The sequence below is a fragment of the Ruegeria sp. BA2 genome (genome assembly GCF_056539605.1).
Window position 1 is genome coordinate 134,129 of record NZ_JBQFVE010000004.1, and the last position, 18,784, is coordinate 152,912.

The 18,784-nt window shown below is 52.3% G+C and carries 15 protein-coding genes and 1 pseudogene; 14 read left to right on the forward strand and 2 right to left on the reverse strand.

The window, feature by feature from the left end; genetic code table 11:
• The first annotated feature begins 6 nt into the window (after positions 1 to 6).
• Positions 7 to 900 carry a LysR family transcriptional regulator gene (locus ACR0NN_RS10670; RefSeq protein WP_480684629.1) on the forward strand — a complete coding sequence of 298 codons (894 nt, stop codon included), beginning with the start codon at positions 7 to 9 and terminating at the stop codon, positions 898 to 900.
• Between the two features lie 266 nt (positions 901 to 1,166).
• Here ACR0NN_RS10670 and ACR0NN_RS10675 read toward each other — a convergent pair whose 3' ends face one another.
• On the reverse strand, positions 1,167 to 2,030 hold the full coding sequence (locus ACR0NN_RS10675) for a LysR family transcriptional regulator (RefSeq protein ID WP_480684631.1): 864 nt from the start codon (positions 2,028 to 2,030) through the stop codon (positions 1,167 to 1,169).
• A gap of 116 nt (positions 2,031 to 2,146) precedes the next feature.
• Between ACR0NN_RS10675 and ACR0NN_RS10680 the strand changes: the two genes are divergently transcribed.
• From ACR0NN_RS10680 to ACR0NN_RS10700, 5 genes are all read left to right on the forward strand, one after another.
• Positions 2,147 to 2,473 carry a DUF2218 domain-containing protein gene (locus tag ACR0NN_RS10680; RefSeq protein ID WP_480684633.1) on the forward strand — a complete coding sequence of 109 codons (327 nt, stop codon included), beginning with the start codon at positions 2,147 to 2,149 and terminating at the stop codon, positions 2,471 to 2,473.
• Between the two features lie 13 nt (positions 2,474 to 2,486).
• Positions 2,487 to 2,957 (forward strand): ester cyclase, encoded by a 471-nt coding sequence (locus ACR0NN_RS10685; RefSeq protein WP_171188037.1) that lies wholly within the window; start codon positions 2,487 to 2,489, stop codon positions 2,955 to 2,957.
• A 64-nt stretch (positions 2,958 to 3,021) separates the two neighbouring features.
• Positions 3,022 to 3,513 carry a nuclear transport factor 2 family protein gene (locus ACR0NN_RS10690; RefSeq protein WP_480684635.1) on the forward strand — a complete coding sequence of 164 codons (492 nt, stop codon included), beginning with the start codon at positions 3,022 to 3,024 and terminating at the stop codon, positions 3,511 to 3,513.
• A gap of 24 nt (positions 3,514 to 3,537) precedes the next feature.
• Positions 3,538 to 4,080 (forward strand): luciferase domain-containing protein, encoded by a 543-nt coding sequence (locus ACR0NN_RS10695; protein ID WP_480684636.1) that lies wholly within the window; start codon positions 3,538 to 3,540, stop codon positions 4,078 to 4,080.
• Between the two features lies 1 nt (position 4,081).
• A complete protein-coding gene (locus ACR0NN_RS10700; RefSeq protein ID WP_480684637.1) occupies positions 4,082 to 4,324 on the forward strand; it encodes a DUF1194 domain-containing protein in 243 nt (80 codons plus the stop codon).
• Positions 4,325 to 4,555: 231 nt separating this feature from the next.
• Here the strand turns inward: ACR0NN_RS10700 and ACR0NN_RS10705 are convergent, their stop codons facing one another.
• Positions 4,556 to 4,786: a hypothetical protein gene (locus ACR0NN_RS10705; protein ID WP_480684639.1), complete on the reverse strand. Its 231-nt coding sequence runs from the start codon at positions 4,784 to 4,786 to the stop codon at positions 4,556 to 4,558.
• A 654-nt stretch (positions 4,787 to 5,440) separates the two neighbouring features.
• On the opposite strand from ACR0NN_RS10705, the gene ACR0NN_RS10710 reads away from it, so the two are divergent.
• The 8 genes and pseudogenes from ACR0NN_RS10710 (at position 5,441) to ACR0NN_RS10745 (ending at position 18,749) form a co-directional block, all read left to right on the forward strand.
• Positions 5,441 to 12,319, forward strand: a complete 6,879-nt coding sequence (locus tag ACR0NN_RS10710; RefSeq protein ID WP_480684640.1) for a GAF domain-containing protein — start codon at positions 5,441 to 5,443, stop codon at positions 12,317 to 12,319.
• Positions 12,320 to 12,322: 3 nt separating this feature from the next.
• Positions 12,323 to 12,664, forward strand: a complete 342-nt coding sequence (locus ACR0NN_RS10715; RefSeq protein ID WP_480684641.1) for an Hpt domain-containing protein — start codon at positions 12,323 to 12,325, stop codon at positions 12,662 to 12,664.
• Positions 12,657 to 13,682 (forward strand): adenylate/guanylate cyclase domain-containing protein, encoded by a 1,026-nt coding sequence (locus ACR0NN_RS10720; protein ID WP_480684642.1) that lies wholly within the window; start codon positions 12,657 to 12,659, stop codon positions 13,680 to 13,682. The genes ACR0NN_RS10715 and ACR0NN_RS10720 overlap by 8 nt, the downstream gene beginning before the upstream one ends.
• Positions 13,683 to 14,147: 465 nt before the next feature.
• Entirely contained in the window at positions 14,148 to 14,885 is a 738-nt protein-coding gene (locus ACR0NN_RS10725; RefSeq protein ID WP_170722386.1) for a beta/alpha barrel domain-containing protein, read from the forward strand.
• 13 nt (positions 14,886 to 14,898) lie between these two features.
• A complete protein-coding gene (locus tag ACR0NN_RS10730) occupies positions 14,899 to 15,519 on the forward strand; it encodes a phosphoribosyltransferase family protein (protein WP_170722385.1) in 621 nt (206 codons plus the stop codon).
• A gap of 52 nt (positions 15,520 to 15,571) precedes the next feature.
• Positions 15,572 to 16,505, forward strand: a pseudogene (locus tag ACR0NN_RS10735) (ribose-phosphate pyrophosphokinase).
• 73 nt (positions 16,506 to 16,578) lie between these two features.
• On the forward strand, positions 16,579 to 17,463 hold the full coding sequence (locus ACR0NN_RS10740; protein WP_170722384.1) for a LysR family transcriptional regulator: 885 nt from the start codon (positions 16,579 to 16,581) through the stop codon (positions 17,461 to 17,463).
• A 146-nt stretch (positions 17,464 to 17,609) separates the two neighbouring features.
• The gene (locus ACR0NN_RS10745; RefSeq protein WP_480684644.1) at positions 17,610 to 18,749 is read left to right on the forward strand and encodes a polyamine ABC transporter substrate-binding protein; all 1,140 of its coding nucleotides are present in this window, start codon (positions 17,610 to 17,612) and stop codon (positions 18,747 to 18,749) included.
• Positions 18,750 to 18,784: the final 35 nt, after the last annotated feature.

Sequence of the window (18,784 nt, forward strand, 5' to 3'; positions counted from 1 at the left end):
ATAGGCGTGCCTGCCTTGATCAGCTTTCACACCGTCGCGCGGTTCGGTGGTATCAGCGTTGCCGCCGATCATCTCAACATGGCGAAATCGGGTGTGTCCCGGCACATAACGCGGTTGGAAGACCATTTTGGCGTGAAGTTGGTCGAGCGGAGTGGGAGGTCCGTCAAGCTCACCCCGACAGGCGTCCGGCTTAACCAACGGGTCCAGTCCATTTTGGCTGACATTGATTTGCTTGGTGACATCGCCCGTGAAGAAAGCGGGGACGTCTCAGGTCAGGTGAACTTCGCCGCAACAGCGGAATTCGGCTCGGTGATTGCCTCAGTAATCCTTCCGGCTGTCCAAGACCGTTTTCCAGATCTCACATTGGTCATGCGTCCGGCTTACGATTTCGAGGATATGCAAGACCCAAATACTGATCTGGCCTTCCGGATCGGGACTTTCGACGATGATCGTTTGGTCGCTAAACAGTTGGGCAGCTTTCGTTGCTGGCTCGTTTCTTCGCCGGAACTTGCAGCCCAGACAGCGATCAACACACCAGACGACCTGAAGGACCAACCCTGTCTCACCTTCAGAGGTGATGTTGCCAACACTACCTGGACTTTCTTTTCCTCAGACGATGTCTCAACCATCAAGGTAGGCGGACCCTTTGCCACACGGAGTTTTTCTGTCTTACTTGATCTTGCAAAGGCGGGGCAAGGATATGCGTTTCTGCCGGAATTCATGCTTGATGAAGTCTTGCAAGAAGGAAAGCTTGTCCGCTGCTTACCCAATCACGTCTCGCGGCCATATTCGGTTTATCTGACGTTCCGTCCTGGCTCGCGGCACATCGCACGAGTGGACGCAGTCGCCTCCCTTGCCGAGGAACTTGTTCCGAAACTCCTTTCTGGCGGTTTTACTTAGGATCCTCACCACAAAGAAATACGGACTCAGGGACGGTCCTCTGCGCAACGCCACTCACGAAAGTTAGAACCGGCCTCCAAGACTAGGCAATACTGCATGTGACCTGCAATTGGATTGTAAGGTTTGAACGGGCGCTTGGTTGCGTTTCTCGGGATTTGAAAAGTCTAGTTTCGAATGTACGGTTTGGGCTGTCAGTTCCAATTGACACAGGCTACCAAATGTACGGGCTGCACTTCTTATGCGGGTTTGCCTACCAAATACAAAGCTCAATTCTGATGGTTCTTCGCCAGAAAACGTACAAAGTGCACAGTCAAGTTCTCGCGCCGCGACTGATCTGGCCATACCGCATAAATTCCCAGAGGGCGGAGCTTCCAATCGGGCAGAAGTCGTACAAAGTTCCCGGAACTTAGGCCGCGTTCGGCCAGATATTGAGGCAACACAGTTACACCAAGGTTCTGTTGCGTTAGATGGTGTAACGCATCGACATTGTCGACCTGTATTTGGGCGTTACCTGCTACCTTCGCGACCCCTCCGTTTCGAGTGATAAACTCGATTGTGTCAGACCGCTGGGCATAGCTGATCCAATCCCAGTCCTCCAATTCAATGGGTTGCTTTGGCTCAGGTCGAGACGCCGCATATTCAGCGCCGGAAACAAGAGCCCGGTCAATTTCACCCAATTTTCGAGACATCATCGAGGTGTCATCGAGCCAACCTACACGAATATTCAAGTCAAACCCGCCATCGATAAGATCAACAGGATGATCGGTAAATGACAGAGACAACGCCACATGCGGGTGCTGTCTTGCAAACTCACCCATGGTGGTCAAAAGCTCTGACGACGACATGAAGGCCGGTACAGAAACCCGAAGCGCGCCAACAGGTTCAAGCGACAGCGCGTTCAACTCATTCAAACCGGTTTCAGCGCTTCGGATCATGTCGACCACACGGGCATAGAACACTCGGCCTTCATTGGTCAGCGCGATCTTGCGTGTTGTGCGATAGAGTAAAGTAGCACCCAGAAAGTTCTCAAGTTCCGTTACTGTTTCGCTGATGCGTGAAGGTGCCAGGCCAATACTTTTTGCTGCCGCGCGAAACGAGCCCTCATCCACGACGCGGGCGAAAATAGCCATATGTCTAAGATGCTCAATCATTGTTCGGCCAAGCAGAACTATCTTGTCGGAATTTAGACAATTTTCATAACAGTGCGGCGAAAATATTTTGTGTGCAAGTCAAACGGAGCAAACCGATGCAACTGCACGCGACATTTTTTACTCAACGAGGCGGACGGTATATGGCGGCCTTGTGTCACCATTTCGGTCGTAAGGTTGAAGCATGTTGCGACGAGGATACCGGCTGGGTGAAATTCCCATTTGGTCGATGTGACCTCAACCAAGATGCTTCGGGTCTGCACGTGTTGGTCAGTGCAAGTTCTCAGGCGAACCTAGATCGGGTGGTTCAAGTAGTCGCCAATCATCTCGAACGTTTCGCATTCGGTGAAAACCCGGAATTGGAATGGATCCACACCGCGGGATCGCAGCCCGATACCACGAGTGAATTCACCCCTCATCCTTAAATTGGAGCATCACATGACGATCAAAAACCTAGCGCTTTCGGCCGCATTCGTTTCAGTTGCAGGTGGAGCAATGGCGGACGACACCGCGACCGTGCAAAAATTCTATGATTTGCTGAGCAATCCAACGTCACAAGATCACGTGGCAGCCTTTGAGGCGTCAGTCTCTGAAAATTGGGAAAGCATCGGCGACTATTCGGGGTCCAGCAAGTCCAGCGAAGCCTTCCTAGGCCAAATCGGAGGTTTCGGGAAACTGATTCCGGATCTTGAATGGTCTGTACAAGCCATGCATCAGGCCGGGGATTTCGTGACCGTCCGCAGCCGCGCCACCGGTACGCCTGTTGGACCAATGTTTGGTGTCGACGGTGAGGGCCGGAGCTTCGACATCATGACAATCGATATCCACGAATTGAACGACGGCAAGATCATTCGCTCTTACCACGTGGAAGACTGGGCGGGTGCGCTGCAACAACTCGCGGGTCGATAGTCTGACAATCAAATGAGCTCCGGTTCTGAGCAATTGGACAGGACGTCTTGAAGGGAAAATGGTAATGGAACGTAGAATTGCTTTGAAGGTTCTGGGGCTCTCTGCTTTGGCAACCACCCTGGGCAATCAGGTGACCGCCGCTGATGGTGATACGGACACGCAGTCAAGTTTTGATACCGTGATGGCATTCATGGGCGCTATGGGTAGCGGCGACATGGAGATCATGGCCGGTCTGATGGCCGACGACATGGTTTGGCACAATGAAGGCGACACTACATTGCCTTGGGTGGGCGGCGCCGAGGGCAAAGAGGCGATTTTTGAGTTTCTCGGTGTATTCTCGTCCAACTTTGAAACCACGATGTGGGAAAATACTGACGCTTTTGCGTCCGGCGACACTGTCGCGGTTTTCGGTAAGATGAACGGGAAAACGACAAAGTCCGGCAAGGACATCGGCGAGTTTTCCTTTGCGCTTCGCGCCAAGGTTCGCGACGGTCAGATCGTTTTGTGGCATTGGTTCGAAGACAGATTCGCGGTCAGCCAAGCCTATCATGGATAAAGCTTGCCAAAGGGAGATTGGATCATGGAAGTTCTCCGCCTGATTTGGACAGCGTCCCTTGTATGCACTTTCGGGGCTTCCGACGCACTGGCCGACATTACAAAACTGCCGATGCGTGAGACACCTATTCCGCGGACAACGAACGGCGTCCCGCATGTTCAGATCGGCGTAGAGCCGGTTCCCGAACTATCCGAGGCCCTCCTTAGAAAGGTGTCGGAATTGCCCGGTGTTGAGATCAGGCAAACGGTCGTGTCCTTGCCAGGAGCGTTGGGCTTTTGGATCACCGAAGATACAAAGCTGGCCCGACCGGAGGTCATTGTAGGTGGTCGTGAGTTTGCCCACTTGCACCCTGATGGCAGCCTGCATGCGTCGCTATCACCAGCACTCGCGAAGATGGCAGCAGAAAATGGATGGGCCGTCAGCCATCCATGGGCAGATCAAAGACCTGGCTGGGGCGGTTTTGTCATGATCTTCACGCCGGTGAACGCGGACGAATTGGAAGTGGTCTTTGATCTGGTCGAGGAATCATACGAGTTTGTGACGGGCCTGGGTTCAACATCAAACTGAAATGACTCTAAGCCTCTACATTCTTAAGTGTAGAATCGTCGACCTCGATGTCTACTACGAGAATTGCGTAACAGGCAGGCCAGGTTCTTTTGTCATTCCAGTGCTTGACTGGGAGGATTTCGCAGAGGCTGTGCACCGAAAACTGGTACTGGAAATCGCGTCGACTCCTGCGCTCGAATACGTCAGATCTCACCCAATTCGACCTCAACGCTTTTCTGAAGGTTGTCGTAGTCGACCACATTGATGGTGGTTGCAGCTTCAGACATTACGCGCCCTCCTGGAATCCCACCGTTAGGGGGTCAACTCCGGTTGGATTCCGCTAGCACTTTGACGGGAAAACGGTCTTCGCTTGGGATGTCAGCTGCAAGTTGTAGTAAATATTACTACAGGAAAGCCGTGTTTTTTTGCTGGGTTTGCAACTGCTTCTCGTTACCCATGACCACAGGAACTATCGGATCGGAGGTGACGTTTTTTCCTAAAGCAGGTGCTTCTCGTTTCTTTGCTGTTCCAGTCGTTCTATCTCGGCTTTCAAAAGCGCAATCCTCTGCGATGTCTGATGTTCCGTAATCAGATCGAGTAACATCTTAGTCTTGCCGCCATGCTTCATGCCATAGCACTCGTAGACCATCGCATTAAACTCATCCAGTTTCGCCTTTGGGATCCGGAACTGGACATGTTCGTACGGTTCTATCTCTGTTTTTGGCATCGAATCCACCCTTGTCGACCGACGATACCAGAAAGGTCCCCTTGGTGTGGCTATCGCATCGGGAAGAAGCCCCAGCACGATGTTTGGTCAGCAACAAAAAACGAGGCTTCGTTGCTTTCTGCTATCGCCATTGGATCTTCTCCCGAACATGCCGTCAATGCCCATCATCTGGCTTTTCCCAGCAATGAAACAATATCAAAAAAATTACTTTGATCCAGGGAGCCCCAGAGGCAGTGGGGACAGACGTGTCGGAAAAAAACGCATTGAGACTACTGAAGAAATTTAGTCTGGCCGCAATATAGATGACATCATGGCGGCCATTCTCCGTATCAAACGAGATCGGTTTTTTCCGGGCGTGGGGTAGCCCCATGAGCATGAACGCCGACGAGTGGGGAGAACTCGCCCCAAGGAAGGTCTAGATCGGCGTCTAATTGCCGGATCGTGCTTACTGCCCACAAAGAATCTCAGTGACTTCTAACCTCTGGCCTCTAAACTCTGGTCTTGTGTGTGTCATTAGTTTGCGTGGGGGCACGAACGCAGGTGGGTGGAAAGAAGGCATCAAAAGAGACTGCTGATTCAGCGTCATCAACTGCGCAAAGTTCTGAGCTTAGCGCGGATGATCAGCAGGCTCGGTTCGAAGCCACCGCGCAGGTTATGCAAGCGATCTCCGAGACTAAGGATGATGTCCAGCCAGTATGCGACTTGATTGTAACGCTAGCAAAAGATCTTTGTGACGCTGTTTTTGCGGGTCTGGTTCTCGGACGAGAGGGGGATACGCGTCAGCAACTGATTGCCAGTGTCAATCTGCACCCGGATATTCAACAACTCTGGCTCGACGGAAAATACACGATGGAGCCAGGCAACTCCATTGTGACTGACACTATACTCAGCGGTAAGACCAAGCGCGTCGTCGACATGGGCGACACCGATTTTCACAAAGCGGGAGATGAGCGCTTTAAGCTCATAGTCGACACGCATGGGTGCAGGAGCAATCTCTTTGTTCCATTGAAAGTGAGTGGTAGCGCAATCGGGTGCCTGATGTTGGCACGGGATGAGGTGCGACCTTATTCCGATGATCAGGTCCAGCTGGTTGAAACTTTCGCCGCACAAGCGGTCATTGCAATTGAAAATGTTCGACAGTTTAGCGAATTGCAGGTGCGTCTGGCGCGTGAAGGTGCCACGCGTGATGTTCTGGAGACGATCAGTCGGTCTCGGGATGATGAAGCACCGGTTTTTCAGACGATCTTGGAAAACACAGCCCGGCTTTGCGAAACAGATGTAGCTACGTTGAGCCTGCTAAATGAGGCAGGAACTCATTTGGAATACGCGGCCCATTTTGGTGATCAATTGGCTACATACAAGGTCGGCGTGGATCGCTGGTCTCTGGACTCAAATTTACAAATCGCCGAGTCTGTGCGGGAAGCGCGCGTCATTCACAATATCGATTTGCGCAAGACAGACCACTACATCAACGGGGATCCTTGGCGCCGACAACTGGTCGATGAGGAAGGTGTCCGTTCGTTTCTAACGGTTCCTTTGATGTCGGCAATTGGTGACCCTGTCGGTGTCATTGGGATTTACCGGCGCGAAGTGCGACCCTTTTCCGATGACGAGATTTCTTTGGTCGAGAGCTTTGCCGCGCAAGCCGTCATTGCCCTCGATAACACACGTCAAATGAAAGAGCTGCACACTCAGCTGGAACGCCAAGCGGCGACGCAGGAGGTTCTAAGTGTTATCAGCAAAAGCCGGGACAATGACGCACGAGTCTTTGAAGCCGTGCTTCAGCAGGCCACTGAAATCTGTGACGCAGATCAGGCGGCGCTGGTTTTGGTCAACGCTGCGGGAACCCACATTCAATTGGCCGGTGCATGGGGGCACGATAGAACCGACGTCGAATTAGGAGAAGAATGGCCTCTTGATGGTTCCGTCACGGCGGCGGCGGCGATACGAAATTGCAAGGTTGTACGCGTCGAGGATATCGCAGACACTGAGTTCTACCGCTCGGGTGATCCTACTGCTGTTACAATGGTCGAGGTCGAAGGCATCAGGTCACGGGTAGTTGTGCCCCTGATGCAGGGGGAACAGGCGATAGGTGCTATTGCGGTTAGCCGCCGCGAAGTTCGCCCGTTTTCTGATCCCGACGTGCAATTCATCGAAGAGTTCGCCAAACACGCAGTCATAGCGATAGAAAACACGCGCCAATTTCGAGAGGTTCAGGAACGACTGGAGCGCGAAAAAGCATCGCGAGAAATCCTCGAAGTCATCAGCCGTAGCCGCGACGACGAAAGGCCAGTTTTCCAAAGCATTCTCGAAAACTCCAGCCGTTTGTGCAAAGCTCCGCTCGCCTTCTTGTGTATCGCAGATCATGAACGCGGGCTCGCCACAATCCCCGCTAATATTGGCGCGAGAACCGATTTTGACGAAGCCCTCAAAGGTTTTGTGGAGCCGTTAACGCGCACCGAGTTGATCGCTATCAGACCAATGATCGATGGCCAGGTCATCCGCCAGGACGATATCGCGGATGACCCGCTTTACGTAAGGGACCGTGATCCAAAACGGGTTCAGATGGTCGAAATTGAAGGGGCCCGCTCGGTTTTGGCCGTTCCGTTGATGAAAAACGGAACCGGTCTGGGGGTGATCGTCCTCTATCGTCGCGAAGTCGCGCCTTTCTCAGACGACGATGTTGCACTGATCCAAACCTTTGCAGCCCAAGCCGTGATCGCAATGGAGAACGTCCGTCAGTTTCGGGAAGTGCAGGATCGGACAGCCGAAGTAACGCAAGCTTTGGAATACCAGACTTCAACGTCTGAAGTGCTGCGGGTTATTTCAGCGTCACCACACGAGTTGGCGCCCGTTCTTGATGCCATCCTCAAAGAAGCATCGCGTATCTGCGATCTGCAGGACGCCTATGTCGCGATGCTGAACCCAGACGATCAGCTCTTTCACGTTCATTCGACGCTTACGCAGGACACGGTTTTTGCGGAATATGTCAAAGCTCATCCTATTTCGCCGAGTCAGAGCGGTGTAAGCGGGCGTGCCATTCTGTCGAAACACACGATCTATATTGAAGATGTTGAAGCGGATTCGTCCTATACGTGGATGGAAGAAAGCGGTGTCGGTGAATATAGATCCTTGCTCGGTGTGCCGCTGATAAAAAGCGACGAGGTCGTGGGAGTAATCTCTCTGGGGTCACCCGAGGTTTCGGGGTTTTCCTCCAAGCAGATCCAACTACTCGAAACATTTGCCGACCAAGCCACTATCGCCATTACGAATGCGAACCTTTTCCGCGAGGTCGAGGAACGGACGGCGGAAGTCGGACAATCGCTTGAATACCAGACTGCCACCTCTGACGTGTTGTCGGTTATTTCCCGATCTCCGAACGAGCTTGAGCCGGTGCTTGAAGAAATCTTGCGAGTTGCAAGCCGAATCTGCGAACCAAAGTACGCCGCGATTTCGATCCTAAATCCAGAGGATAATCTATACCACACTGATATCACATTGGAATTTGAAAGTGATTTCATGAGGTTCATAAAAAGCAACCCGGTGCCGGCAGGTCACGGAAGCGGTATTGGGCAAGCAGCGGCACGCGGAGAAACTGTCTATTACAAGGATACCGAAGCAGAAGAATACGAATGGAACGAGGCGGCCCGGGTCGGTAGGTATCGTTCGCTTTTAGGTGTTCCTCTGATCAAGGGCAAAGTGGTCGTCGGCGTGATCGTCCTTTGCCACGATAAAGTCTCTCCATTCAGTTCGAAGCAAATTTCACTTTTAGAGACTTTTGCAGCTCAGGCGGTGATTGCGATCAACAATACTCAGTTGTTCGAAGAAGTTCAGGCCCGTACGGCCGAAGCTGAAGAGACCTTGAAATACCAGACAGCGACGTCTGAAGTACTGGATGTCATCTCCCGTTCGCCCAACGATCTGCCGCCAGTGTTGGACGCGATACTAGAGGTTTCTTCGCGGATATGCTCGCCAGAGTATGCATTCTTTGCCATGCGGGATGCAGATGATGGGCTCTATCGTGTTGTGATGTCCCATAACGTCAGCGATGCGTTTCTAAAATTTCTGACGGATAATCCCATTGCGCCCGAAGAAGGTTCGTGCATCGGTCGAGCTGCGTTGCATGGAAAGACCGTCTACATAGAAGATTCGCGCAGCGACCCAACTTACACTTGGAAACAGGCTGCCGAGATAGGCGATTACCTCACTACTCTCGGGGTTCCACTTGTTAAGAACGGTCGCACGCTTGGTGTCATCGTCATGGCACACAGGCAAGCCTCTGCATTTAGCGTCAAACAGATCAGCCTGCTGGAAACTTTCGCGTCTCAGGCCTTGATCGCGATCAACAACACGCGATTATTCGAGGAAGTACAAAAACGAACCGCAGAAGTTGAGGAATCTTTAGAGTACCAAAAAGCCACAAGTGAGGTACTCGAAGTTATTTCCCGGTCTCCCGACGCGTTGGAGCCGGTTCTGGAAGCCTTATTGGCCGTTTCGTCCCGCATCTGCCGATTACAGGATGCATTCGTAGCTCTTAAGAAGCCTGAAGACGGGAAATACCATTTCTTTGCCGGGCACAATGTGTCCGACAGTTTTGCAGAGTTTTTGAAGGCACATCCATTTGAACCAGGCGAATCGACGGCAACTGCAAGGGCGCTTCTTCATGGACGGGCCGACTACGTGGAGGATACACAGGCAGATCCAAACTACGACCCGGTTCTAAGGGCTCACAATGAAGGTTATAGATCCGTTCTTTCCGTACCGCTGATACGTGACGGTGATACAATCGGTGCAATCAGCATGGGTAGCCGAACTGCCGCGGCTTTTGACCAGAAGCAAATTAAGCAACTGGAGACCTTCGCGTCGCAAGCGATAATCGCAATCCAAAACTCGCAGCTTTTCAATAACACGCAAACCGCGCTTGCGCGCCAAACCGCTAGTGCGGACGTTCTAAGAGTTATTTCTGAATCCCCAACCGATACCAAACCGGTTTTTGAGAAGATTGTCGGACTGGCGACGAAGCTGATAGACTGCGATCTGGCAATCGCTATTCAAGCCAACAATACTGAGATTTGGCAAGTCGCTGTTGCAACTCCAGCCGGCGTAGAAGAAGTCAAGTGGACGGATCGGCTTCCGATTGACCCCGAGGACAATTTGCCGTCCTGGACGATCAAAAGTGGTAAGACATTGCATATGCCAAATTGGCGCTACGATGAATTACCGCGGCGCGACAAAAAAATCTTTCGCGAGAAAGGCTTTAAATCGTCTTTGATGGTGCCCTTAATGCGCGGGAAAGATTGTTTCGGCAACTTGGTATTTATTCGAAAGACGTCAAAAGTTTTTACCGAAGACGAAGTATCCATTGCCGAGTCCTTTGCAGATCAGGCCATCATCGCGCTGGAAAATGTTCGCTTGTTTAATGAAACTCAGGCCGCCCTGGCGCGTCAGACTGCAAGTGCGGACATTCTGCGGGTGATCAGCCAGTCTCCTGACGACATCAAGCCAGTCTTCGAGGCAATTGCTGAAGCGGGCGTGCGGTTGGTTTCTTCAGACATGGTTGCAGCAATGACCGCGCAAGATAACACATTTGAGGTACTTGCTCGGGTGAGTGCAGAAGGTGTTGCTACCCTTGAAGGGAACCAAAATTTTCCTATCGATCCAGATCCGATGTCCAGCTTTCCCGCTCAGGTGCTTCATGAGAAGAAGATGCTCCATCTTCCCGATTGGGACACGCTCGAGCTCTCACCGTTCGAACAAATTACATATGACCGGCATGGCATTCGCGCCGCACTGCTGCTGCCGCTGATGAAAGGCAAGGCTTGTCTGGGTGTGCTGGTATTTGCCCGGAAAACAGCCGGTGCTTTCACCAAAGATGAGATTGACCTAGCTTACTCGTTTGCAGATCAGGCGGTAATCGCCATCGAGAACGTGCGCCTCTTCCGCGAGGCCGAAGAGGCGCGAAAGGTTGCAGAAGAGGCAAACGAAGCGAAAAGCGCTTTTTTGGCTACGATGTCGCACGAAATTCGAACCCCCATGAACGCTGTTATCGGGATGAGCGGGCTGTTGATGGACACAGAGTTGGATGCGGAACAAAGCGACTATGCAAATACGATCCGCGACAGCGGCGATGCGCTTTTGGGTATCATCAACGAGATCCTCGATTTCTCGAAAATTGAAGCCGGGCAGATGGATATCGAGAACCATCCGTTCGACCTGCGCGAATGCATGGAGAGCGCGCTCGATTTAGTCAGCGGCAAGGCTGCCGAGAAACAGCTCGATTTGGCCTACGAGTTCGATGATTCACTACCGCTGGCGATTAGCGCCGATCTAACAAGATTGCGGCAAATTCTGCTTAACCTCCTTTCTAACGCCGTGAAGTTCACCGAAAGCGGCGAAGTGGTTCTGTCTGTGGAGCAATCCACTAAGGTGCAGGGAATGCTCGAGCTGAATTTTAAAGTCCGAGACACCGGAATCGGCCTGTCCAAGAAGGGCATGAGCCGACTATTTCAGTCTTTCAGTCAGGCAGATAGTTCAACGACCAGAAAATATGGCGGCACGGGTCTGGGGCTTGCGATCTCGAAACGCCTCGCGGAACTCATGGGTGGGACCATGTGGGCTGAAAGCGATGGCGAGGGAAGCGGTTCCACCTTTATTTTCAAGATCCGGGCCAAGCCTTCAAAATCAGTCAAATCGTCTTCTCGCAACCTTGTTGGCGTTCAGCCTGAACTTGAAGGCAAGCGAATTTTGATGGTGGACGACAATGCCACCAATCGTAAAATTCTGTCTCTTCAAACCGAGAAGTGGGGCACCCAGACCACGACGTGTGAATCTCCGTCTGAAGCGCTGAGCATACTCGGTGAAGGTGCCAAGTTTGATCTGGCCATTCTCGACATGCATATGCCCGAGATGGATGGAGAAGAGCTTGCCAAAAAGGTTCGCACCAAGAAGCCGGGTTTGCCACTAATCCTTTTCAGTTCACTTGGCCCTCGAGAAGTAGATCTGGAGGATGGGCTCTTTGCGGCCAACCTTGCCAAACCACTACGCCAATCTCACCTGTTCGATACCCTGGTCACATTGCTCGCTACTGAAAAGGTGCGAATAAAACCGTCCAAACCACAGGACAAACCCCAAACAGATCCGGATTTGGCAACGCGACATCCACTGCGCATTTTGCTGGCTGAGGATAATTTGGTGAACCAGAAACTTGCACTCCGACTGCTAGAACAGATGGGGTATCGCGCGGATTTGGCCAGCAACGGTGCTGAGGCAGTCGAAAGCGTAAACCGGCAAACATACGATGTCGTCTTTATGGATGTGCAAATGCCCGAGATGGACGGGCTTGAAGCATCGCGTCTTATCCACAAAACGCATCCAGATGAAAGCCGCCCTCGCATAATCGCGATGACCGCGAATGCAATGCAGGGCGACCGTGAGATGTGCCTGGATGCAGGGATGGACGACTATATCACCAAACCGATCCGCGTGCCTATTTTAATCGAAGCACTGTTAAATTCCCCCAGAATTAGAGGTTGATTCATGACAGACCGCCCAATTGATCATGAAATCTTCACGGAGCTCAAAAACGCTACAGGCGAAGATTTCGCTGCTGAGCTTGTGAACACCTTTCTCGACGAAGCACCCGGTATGATGGGCGAATTGAAAGCGGCCGCAGTTGAGGCCGATGCCGATCGTTACCGTCGTGCTGCGCATTCTATCAAGTCAAACGCCAACACATTTGGTGCGATGGCTCTTGCCGAATTGGCCAGGAAAGTTGAACTCGGAGAACTGCCCGAGGCGGGAGACCTAAAAGATGCGACGGCGTTGGAGACAGCCCTAAACACTGCCGCCGCCGCGTTACGGAGCCTGATTGATGACTGACGCTCCCGGCCACTTGCTCATCGTCGACGACAACAAGGTGAACCGCTTGCTTTTGTCGCGTAGCGTAGAGCTATTGGGTCACCAAGCATCGGTCGCGGAAAACGGCCGGGTTGCGATGGATATGTTGTCTAACCAACCGTTTGACTTGCTTCTACTTGATATCGAGATGCCAGAAATGGACGGCTTCCAGGTTCTGGAGGCCGTCAAATCGGACACTGAACTACGCGATCTGCCGGTGATAGTGACATCCTCTGTTGAGGGGCTCGAAAATGTTGTGCGCTGCATAGAATTGGGTGCCGAAGACTACCTGCCAAAACCAGTCAATAAGACACTTCTCAGTGCGCGTGTTTCAAGCAGCCTTGAAAAGAAAAGGCTTAGGGACGAGCAAAAGCGCCTGCTGGAACGCTTTGCGACAACTGAGGTTGCACAAGACTTACAAGAGTCCGGCTTTGCCATAGGTGGCAAACGTGCCAATGCTTCGGTTCTCTTCTGTGATATTCGCGGCTTCACGACTTTGTCGGAAAATCTCGCTCCCGAAGAGACAATCGACTTGCTCAACACTTTCTACACGTTGATGTTCGAGGCTGTTACCAGCAATGGTGGAATTGTCAGCCTGATGCTGGGAGACGGTTTGATGGCTCTTTTCGGAGTTCCACAGTCGCTTTCTAACTCAGCGCAAAGTGCGGTGTCGGCAGGGCATGAAATGCACAACATGATTGAGATTTTTAATCTCGAACGGCGCTCAGAAGGGAAAAGTGACTTAAAGATCGGTATCGGAATAGCAACTGGAGAAGTCGTCGCTGGTTATGCCGGTACGGACAACCGGGCGACGTATACTTGTATCGGAACTACTGTAAACCTCGCTGCGCGCCTGGAGGCAGAAACACAGAAGACTGGAAGTCGAATTCTGATTGATCAGGTAACCTGCGATCTGTTGGAAGGGGCAAATGTGTTGGAGACATTTGGTAGAACGATGATCAAGGGTTTCTCCGATCCGTTCGATATCCACGCGCTATGACCATTCATGCAAAGTCATGGTCAATTCGTGCAAAGCTATGCGCAAAAAACCGCGCAGAGTTTTGGGTGAAATTCCAAGGTTTTCTTAAATGAAATCAATGTAGGATACGCAACTTTACGCGTGCACTTACAGTAGGAGCAGGATTGCCCTAAAGGTGTTGAGTCGGCGTCTATCAAATACGATGCATGCAGACTTTTGCGTCGATGCCCTGATGGTAGCCATTGCCAAACGTGGTCCACCCGAGATCACGAACACGGATAACTTCATGACAATGCCTTCCGGATATCGTCACTTGTTGCAATGGTTTTCTTTGTTTTCCGGTGCGGTGAATTACGCGGCAAAGTGAAAACCAATGCATCCCGGCTTTAGGTATTTCCATTCATTATGGCTAGATTAATACAATAAATTTTTGCTATTTTACGCCTGATGCTAGCCTCAGTTTAACTCGTAAACTTGAGGCGCATCATGAACCGGATAGACTTCAGAACCCAATTTGGCGCGTCGGGTCCAGTCATTCTTCCTGTCATCCACGTACTTGACACAGAACGAACACATCGAAACATCGAGGTTGCGATTGCTGGTGGGTGCCAGGGAGCCTTTTTGATCAACCACGATTTCGAGAAGGAAAAGCTGATCCCGATCATCAAGGAGACGCGGAAAGCGTTTCCGGATATCTGGCTGGGTGTTAACTTTTTGGCCGTCACTGGCAAATTCGCATTCCCAATCCTGGGCGATCTGCAGGCAGAGGGCATCCGGGTCGATGGCTATTGGGCCGACGATGCTCGTATGGATGAACGCCGAGCCGAGGATAATCAGCCAGAAGCAGATGAGATCGCCGAAATCCGTGCCAAAAGCGGTTGGGACGGTCTTTATATCGGGGGGACTGCGTTCAAGAAACAACGCGAAGTTGACCCTTCGCAATATGGCAAGAGTGCCCGCATCGCCACGAATTATATGGATGTTGTCGTTACTTCTGGCGTCGCAACCGGTCGTGCCGCCGATGTTGGAAAAATCGATATATTCCGAGAACATTGCGGCGACACTGCCCTTGGCCTTGCCTCAGGCATTAACCCGCAAAATGCGGCACAGTATGCGGACATGGTTGATCTGTTCATGGTGGCGACAGGCATCAATTTTGAGGGTGATTTCTACAACATCAACCCTGATCGTCTGGATCAACTCATGCACCTCACACAGAAGTAAGGGAGAACCGAAGATGGCTCACGACAAAGGACCCCGAGACGACCGTTGGTACTTCTCGCTCATGGCGCCCAATACCAAAGGAGACAAGTTTGCATGGCTGGACCCGACCTCCATCTACATCAATGGCAAGGCTTATCACGATTTGCTGGACGATTTGGTGGCCGACCTCGATGCAGATGAGATTGACGTCGTGGCAGGCCTCGACGCGATGGGGTTTGTGCTTGCGGCTGGTATCGCAGCACGGATCGGGCGTGGTTTCCTGCCCATTCGCAAACCTCATAAGCTGTGTGTAGATACTGACAGCGCGTCGATGACCAATTATTCCGGTCAGACTCAGTCGATGGAGATGCGTCTTCCGGCCTTTGCCCCAGGAACGCGCGTTCTTTTGGTGGATCAGTGGGTCGAGACCGGCGGCACGATGCATGGGGCGGTGCAACTGGTCGAACAGCAGAAGGGCAAAGTTGCCGGCATGGTGACGATTGCCATGGAAGAAAACGAAAGAACATCTGGATACCGCAAGAAGTACAAATGCGTGACAGCCATTCCGACCGGTACAGAATGGCAGCGCCAGGTGAACGCGCAATATCTAGAAAGTTTCAAGACATACAAACCTGAATCGGCGTTCCCGGTCTAAAGCCCGAGCCTTATTCACATTCCAGACTACTCAACCAAGTGGGGCTCGACAGATGAAACTGATCTGTAGAAACAGTAACCGTCCGCTTGCCGAAGCGATTGCTGCGCACATGCGCGTCCCCCCTAGCCGAGTGCAAGGTGCGCCGGTTCGCAGACGAAGAAGTCTTTGTTGAAATACACGAGAATGTCCGAGGCGACGATGTATATGTCATTCAATCAACATCATACCCCGCCAACGACAACCTCATGGAATTGCTGGTACTGATCGACGCGTTGCGTCGTTCGTCTGCGGGACGGATATCGGCCGTGATCCCCTACTTCGGTTATGCACGCCAAGACCGAAAATCTGCGCCGCGTACACCAATATCGGCCAAGCTTGTGGCGAACATGATCACCCAGGCAGGGGCAGATCGTGTTCTGACAATGGATTTGCACGCTGGCCAGATCCAGGGGTTCTTCGACATCCCGACCGACAATCTTTACGCAGTTCCAGAGATCGCGCGGGATATCGAAGAGCAAAACAGCCGTGACATCGTTATGGTTGTGTCGCCTGATGTGGGCGGCGTGGTGCGGGCCCGCGCACTTACCAAGCGTCTTTCGACAGGTCTTGCGATTGTCGATAAACGACGCGACAAACCTGGCTCGTCCGAAGTGATGAATATTATCGGTGACGTAACCGGAAAATCCTGTGTGCTGATTGATGACATTATTGATTCCGGCGGCACACTCCGAAACGCAGCGACAGCTCTGCTCGAGAACGGTGCCGCCGAGGTCTCTGCCTACATCACCCACGGTGTTCTGTCCGGAGATGCGGCCGAAAGGATCAATGCATCGGACTTGTCGTCACTAGTGATCACCGACACGATCCGTGCAACAGACGCCGTCACGGCATCATCAAAAATCCGCGCGATTTCAATAGCGCCGATGTTCGCAAAGGCCATCACGCGCATCGCCAACGGTGAGTCTGTCAGCATTTTGTTTGAATAGCACCCGACAGGACAACTGCATATCCAGGCTTAATGGTTGCCCGCGTGTCATTTCCAACGCTAATGTATTTCTCATGGGCGCAGTCAACCTACCAACAGAACTCCTGAGGGCCTTTATCACTGTCATAGAGGTGGCAAGCTTCACGCGCGCGGCAGAGATCCTTAGGCGAACGCAACCAGCGGTCAGCTTGCAAGTAAAACGCCTCGAAGAGGTCGTCGGATATGCGTTGATTGAACGGAAAGGCAAACAGATTTCTTTGACCGAACGCGGCGAAGCTCTTGCAGCCCATGCCCGTCAGATATTACGCTTGAACGATCTTGCAGTGGCACAATTCGAGCGACCGGATCCTTCCGCGAAGCTGCGGGTCGGGTTGCCGGTGGATTATGCAGTGAACACGCTGCAAGCCTGCCTGACTGAAGTTGTTCACCGGTTCACCGAAACACAGATCGAAATTCATTGTGATCTGTCCAAGCAACTTCTGTCGGCATTGCGCAATAACGAGCTCGACATAGCCGTGGCCCTCTTTGACGGTGACGATCAACAGTTTCTGTTCCGGAACTGGAAGGAACAACCAATATGGGTTGGGGCCAAGGATTTCGAGATTCCAGCTGGTGCCGAAATTCCGCTGGTCGCGCATCCCTATGGCTGTGTGTACCGCGACCGCATGGCTACCGCTTTGAAACTGGCGAATAAAAGCTGGCGCATCGCTTATTCCAGTCCTGGAATCGGCGGTGTTCAACGTGCGGTCCAGGATGGGCTTGGACTATCCTGCCTGACTGCTCCGACGGTTCGGAGCGGCATGCGCAAGTTCTCGGAACAAGACGGCCTGCCAGTTTTAGCTCCGTTGCACATAGGTCTGTTTGCCAGACAAGCGCAGTTGGGCTCGGGCGGATACGCTGCCATGGATGCGATGATAAATACGCTGGAACTGCAATCTCCGGGCACCCGGATAGAATAAGCGCTCATTATGCAGGCATATCAATGATAAATTTCCCAATGGGCTCCTTTTGCCGTAGCATTTCACTAATTCCTAACTGAACCTTAAGATTCAGAGGAAAACTGAATGCTTTAATGATGGGAAAAGCGACCAACCGGGAGACAGCAATGTACAGACCAACCGTAACTTCTTCACTTATGGGCATGAACCGCCGACAATTGCTGAAAGCGGGTGGCGCGGCCGTTTTGACGACACCCTTTGTCAGCCGCGCATGGGCAGCGACCACCGAAATCAACATGCTGGCGTGGTATGGTCATGGCGAACCCGATGTGGTTGCTGAATATGAAGCCGCAAACAATGTGAAATTCGTGCCCAAATACTATGCCGGCGGTGACAATATGCTGGCGCTGATCGCGCAATCACCTCCGGGTACATACGATCTGATCCTGTCAGATGCAGAGTTCGTACAGCAGCTCAACGCGGCCGGTTACATCGAAGAGATGAATCCTGCCGACTATCCGCTCGACGACATGCTGCATGAAGATTTTAAACAGTTTCCCGGACATTGGGCCGACGGCAAATTGTATTCCATGATGCTGCGCGGCGGCCATCTGGGGGTGTCTTACAACAAAAACTCAGTGACCGAAGAAGAGGCGCAAAGCTATTCCAGCTTCTGGAAGCCAGAACTTGAAGGCAAGGTTGGCCATTTTGACTGGCACTTGCCGAACCTTGGCATGATCAGCCTGTACAACGGCAATGGAGCGGGACTTTGGGATCTGGGCGACGATCAATGGGCGAAGGTTCAGGAAACCACGATGAGCCTGCGCCCGCAGGTTGGTGGCTTCTTTGACTATGGTGGCACGTTCAATGGCCTCAAGAACGGTGAAATGCAGGCAATGTGTGGCATCGGCGACTGGATTACCGGTGTTCTGGAAAAAGACGGCGCACCGGTTGCCTCGGTGATCCCGAAAGAGGGCGGCATCCAGTTCACCGAAAGCTTTTCGATCGGCAAGGGCAGTGAAAAAGCTGAAGAGTCCAAGAAGTTCATCCAATACATGCTGTCCCCTACCGGTCAGGTGAAGTCTGCTCAGATGGCAGCCTATCCCGGCTTCTGTGTGACCAAAGCAGGTCGCGCAGCTCTGATTGAGGCGGACATGGCAGAGGCCACCCGCTCGCACCAGATCGACGGAGACCCGCAAGACCCGATCACGCTGATCAAGGAGGGTCGCATTCACTATCGCGATATCCCCCAGCAACAGTCGCTGGAGGATTGGAACGACTTCTGGTCCGAATACAAAAGCTCCTGAAACTTACCTGAGAGAGCACTAAAACGGGCGGCCTG

What these genes read in the sequence shown, in the direction of transcription:
- ACR0NN_RS10680 (WP_480684633.1), top strand. Translation starts at nt 2,147, where the DNA reads ATGCAACTGCACGCGACATTTTTTACTCAACGAGGCGGACGGTATATG.
- ACR0NN_RS10740 (WP_170722384.1), top strand. Translation starts at nt 16,579, where the DNA reads ATGGGCGCAGTCAACCTACCAACAGAACTCCTGAGGGCCTTTATCACT.
- ACR0NN_RS10715 (WP_480684641.1), top strand. Translation starts at nt 12,323, where the DNA reads ATGACAGACCGCCCAATTGATCATGAAATCTTCACGGAGCTCAAAAAC.
- ACR0NN_RS10685 (WP_171188037.1), top strand. Translation starts at nt 2,487, where the DNA reads ATGACGATCAAAAACCTAGCGCTTTCGGCCGCATTCGTTTCAGTTGCA.
- ACR0NN_RS10700 (WP_480684637.1), top strand. Translation starts at nt 4,082, where the DNA reads ATGACTCTAAGCCTCTACATTCTTAAGTGTAGAATCGTCGACCTCGAT.
- ACR0NN_RS10690 (WP_480684635.1), top strand. Translation starts at nt 3,022, where the DNA reads ATGGAACGTAGAATTGCTTTGAAGGTTCTGGGGCTCTCTGCTTTGGCA.
- ACR0NN_RS10720 (WP_480684642.1), top strand. Translation starts at nt 12,657, where the DNA reads ATGACTGACGCTCCCGGCCACTTGCTCATCGTCGACGACAACAAGGTG.
- ACR0NN_RS10705 (WP_480684639.1), bottom strand. Translation starts at nt 4,786, where the DNA reads ATGCCAAAAACAGAGATAGAACCGTACGAACATGTCCAGTTCCGGATC.
- ACR0NN_RS10710 (WP_480684640.1), top strand. Translation starts at nt 5,441, where the DNA reads ATGCAAGCGATCTCCGAGACTAAGGATGATGTCCAGCCAGTATGCGAC.
- ACR0NN_RS10730 (WP_170722385.1), top strand. Translation starts at nt 14,899, where the DNA reads ATGGCTCACGACAAAGGACCCCGAGACGACCGTTGGTACTTCTCGCTC.
- ACR0NN_RS10695 (WP_480684636.1), top strand. Translation starts at nt 3,538, where the DNA reads ATGGAAGTTCTCCGCCTGATTTGGACAGCGTCCCTTGTATGCACTTTC.
- ACR0NN_RS10745 (WP_480684644.1), top strand. Translation starts at nt 17,610, where the DNA reads ATGTACAGACCAACCGTAACTTCTTCACTTATGGGCATGAACCGCCGA.
- ACR0NN_RS10725 (WP_170722386.1), top strand. Translation starts at nt 14,148, where the DNA reads ATGAACCGGATAGACTTCAGAACCCAATTTGGCGCGTCGGGTCCAGTC.
- ACR0NN_RS10675 (WP_480684631.1), bottom strand. Translation starts at nt 2,030, where the DNA reads ATGGCTATTTTCGCCCGCGTCGTGGATGAGGGCTCGTTTCGCGCGGCA.